The organism is Streptomyces tricolor (genome assembly GCF_002155905.1).
In the GTDB taxonomy this organism is placed as follows: Bacteria; Actinomycetota; Actinomycetes; order Streptomycetales; family Streptomycetaceae; genus Streptomyces; species Streptomyces tricolor.
Map to the genome: position 1 here is coordinate 1 of NZ_MUMF01000853.1, position 2,913 is coordinate 2,913.

Genomic DNA, 2,913 nt, shown 5'->3' on the forward strand with positions numbered 1-2,913 from the left:
CCCTCAGGCGTCCTTCAGCTCCTGCCGCTGCCGGCCGAGCCCCTCGATCTCCAGCTCGACGACGTCCCCGGCCCTCAGGTAGGGCTTCGGCTCGGGCTGCCCCATGGCCACCCCCGCCGGCGTCCCCGTGCTGATGACGTCCCCGGGGTACAGCGTCATGAACCGGCTGAGGTACCGCACGACCTCCCCCACCGGGAAGATCTGCTCGGCCGTCGTGCCGTCCTGCTTCAGCTCCCCGTTCACCCACAGCCTCAGCGACAGCCGCTGCGGGTCCGGGACCTCGTCGGCCGTCACGAGCCACGGCCCCAGCGGGTTGAACGTCTCACAGTTCTTGCCCTTGTCCCAGGTCCCGCCGCGCTCGATCTGGAACTCCCGCTCGGAGACGTCGTGCGCCACCGCGTACCCGGCGACGTGCGCGAGGCCCTCCTCGGCGGAGTCCAGGTAGCGGGCCGTACGGCCGATGACGACCGCGAGTTCGACCTCCCAGTCGGTCTTGACCGAGCCGCGCGGCACCAGCACGGTGTCGTTCGGCCCGACGACCGTGTCCGGCGCCTTGAGGAAGACCACCGGTTCGGGCGGCGGCTCGACGCCCGTCTCGCGGGCGTGGTCGTGGTAGTTGAGCCCGATGCACACGATCTTGCCGATGCGGCCGAGCGGGGGGCCGATCCGCAGGCCGGCCGCGTCCAGCGCGGGCAGCTCACCGGTCCCGGCCGCCGCCCGTACGCGGTCGAGCGCGGTGTCGTCGGCGAGGAGCGCGCCGTCGATGTCGTCCACGAGGCCCGACAGGTCCCTGAGGGTCCCCTCGGCGTCGAGCAGCGCGGGGCGCTCCGCCCCTGCCGTACCGACTCGCAGCAGCTTCATGGTCACAATCTCCCTCGATCGCGGGCGCCCGCCGATGGGTGCAGCCATCGGAGGACTGGCTGATCCTCCAATTCCCCTGTCCACTCCGCAAGACCCTGTTCACGTACTGGACCGTCACCAGGACACCGGTCACCGCTCAGCGGGACAGCAGCGCCTGCTCCGCCGAACTCCAGGCCGTGCTGGTGACGACGTACAGCGCGGCGGCCAGCGGGACGACCGCCACGGTGACGAGGGTGAAGAAGGACAGGAACGGCATGACCCGGGTGACCGCGCCGAGGCCGGGCACCTCGCCCCCCGCCCCGACGGGCGCCGGCTGCGCGGCCGTCAGACGCCGGCCGCGCCGGTAGTTGACGGTGGCGACGGCCGCGACGACGGCGAACAGGCCGAGGTAGACCAGCCCGGCCGGGCCGAACATCCCGCCGTCCGCCAGCGCGTCGGTCCAGTGTCCGCCGAGCGGCGCCGCGAGCAGCCGGTGGCCGAGCAGGCCGTTGCTCTCGCCGCCGATCGTGGAGCTGGAGAAGAGGTGGTACAGCAGGAAGAACGCGGGCAGTTGGAGCAGGCTGGGCAGGCAGCCGGAGAGCGGCGAGACCTTTTCCCGCGTGTGCAGTTCGAGCACGGCCTGCTGGAGCCGCTGCGGATCCTTGGCGTGCTTGCGGCGCAGTTCGGCGATTCTCGGCTGGAGCGCGGCCTGGGCGCGCCGGCCGCGGGCGGCAGCCCGGGACAGGGGGTGGACGAGGAGCCGTACGAGCGCGGTGAACAGGACGATCGCGGCGGCTGCCGCGGAGGCGTGGAAGAGCGGGGTCAGCAGGTCGGCCAGGTGTTCGACCAGACGGGCGAAGACGGACATGGGTGAACCCTCCGGGGGTCTCGTCGTGCCGGAAGCAGGGGAGATCGGCATGACGACCCGCGCGGGGTCACGCGCTGAGAGGTGCGAGAACGTGCCCTACGCGGCGGTCGCCGGTCCGCAGAGCCCGGGTGCTCGGGGGCGCCGCCGGCCGGGACCGTCGGGATCGCGCTGGGGCAGGAAGGCCGTACGGCGGGCCCGGTCGCGTATCGCCGTGCGGACCCGGGTGGGCGGTACGGCGGGCACGCTGCGGGCGGCCAGCAGGGCGCAGGCGGCGAGCGTGGCGGCGGTGGTGGCGGTCGCCGCGAGGGCGACGGCGGTGGTCAGGCCGCCGGTGCCGAGGAGCGCGGCCTGGAGCAGCAGCAGGTGCGCCAGGAGCAGCAGGAGGGCGAGGGGACGCACGGCGACGGCACGGCCGGCCATCGGCACTCCCCCCCTTCGCACATATGCCTGTCGTATGACTGTCTGTCAGTCTGCCAGATGCGCCGGACCGGTCTCCAGGGGCTCCAGCAGCCGCTTGGGCCGCAGCAGCGCCCTGCTGACCGGATCCGCCGGCGCGGAGTCGAGTTCCGGCCCCGGCACCATGACAACGTCGGCGACCGGCACGAGAGTTCCGCAGGCCGCGCACGTCCCGTACGGCTCGACCTCGCCGCCGCAGTCCGCGTGCCGGAAGACCCGCAGCCGGTGCCCGTCGATGTGCTCCCGGCCCCAGTGGCCGAGGGCGCGCAGCACCGGCCAGAGGGCGGCGCCGCGCTCGGTGACGACGTACTCGTCGCGGGGCGGCGTCTCCTGGTACCGGCGCTTCTCCAGGATCCCCTCCTCGGTCAGCGTCCGGAGCCGGGACGACAGGACGGCGCGCGGGATGCCGAGGTGGACGAGGAAGTCGTTGTAGCGCCGGACGCCGTAGATCGCGTCGCGGACGACGAGCAGCGTCCACCGCTCGCCGACGATCTCCAGCGCGCGGGCGATGGAGCACTCCTGCGTCACGTAGTCCTTGCCCAGTGCCATGCCGTCCACTGTAACCACGGGCCACCGGTCGGTTCAGTGATCGAACCTACGGTGCTACGGTGACGGACACAGGTGAGTTCAATGACCGAACCGAATGCCAAGGACCGGACCAAGGACAGGACAGGCCATGACCCGGCTCGACTCCGCCGCCACTGACGCGGCCGTACGCGGTGCCACCCCCCGGGACACCCCCGTACGCC

At 72.7% G+C, this 2,913-nt stretch carries 4 protein-coding genes; all 4 read right to left on the reverse strand.

Annotation, left to right across the window (positions count from 1 at the left end):
* Positions 1–3: 3 nt before the first annotated feature.
* The 4 genes from CCN44_RS40695 to CCN44_RS40710 all read right to left on the reverse strand — a co-directional run bounded on the left by CCN44_RS40695 (position 4) and on the right by CCN44_RS40710 (position 2,713).
* Positions 4–861: a fumarylacetoacetate hydrolase family protein gene (locus tag CCN44_RS40695; RefSeq protein ID WP_059249748.1), complete on the reverse strand. Its 858-nt coding sequence runs from the start codon at positions 859–861 to the stop codon at positions 4–6.
* Positions 862–997: 136 nt separating this feature from the next.
* Positions 998–1,708 carry a YidC/Oxa1 family membrane protein insertase gene (locus tag CCN44_RS40700; protein ID WP_059249749.1) on the reverse strand — a complete coding sequence of 237 codons (711 nt, stop codon included), beginning with the start codon at positions 1,706–1,708 and terminating at the stop codon, positions 998–1,000.
* 96 nt (positions 1,709–1,804) lie between these two features.
* Entirely contained in the window at positions 1,805–2,128 is a 324-nt protein-coding gene (locus tag CCN44_RS40705) for a DUF6412 domain-containing protein (protein WP_086704204.1), read from the reverse strand.
* Between the two features lie 45 nt (positions 2,129–2,173).
* Entirely contained in the window at positions 2,174–2,713 is a 540-nt protein-coding gene (locus tag CCN44_RS40710; protein WP_237482605.1) for a winged helix-turn-helix transcriptional regulator, read from the reverse strand.
* Between the last annotated feature and the right edge of the window lie 200 nt (positions 2,714–2,913).

Bases quoted from the DNA above. Each gene is read 5' to 3' on its own strand.
- CCN44_RS40695 (WP_059249748.1), bottom strand. From the start codon at position 861: ATGAAGCTGCTGCGAGTCGGTACGGCAGGGGCGGAGCGCCCCGCGCTG.
- CCN44_RS40700 (WP_059249749.1), bottom strand. From the start codon at position 1,708: ATGTCCGTCTTCGCCCGTCTGGTCGAACACCTGGCCGACCTGCTGACC.
- CCN44_RS40705 (WP_086704204.1), bottom strand. From the start codon at position 2,128: ATGGCCGGCCGTGCCGTCGCCGTGCGTCCCCTCGCCCTCCTGCTGCTC.
- CCN44_RS40710 (WP_237482605.1), bottom strand. From the start codon at position 2,713: ATGGCACTGGGCAAGGACTACGTGACGCAGGAGTGCTCCATCGCCCGC.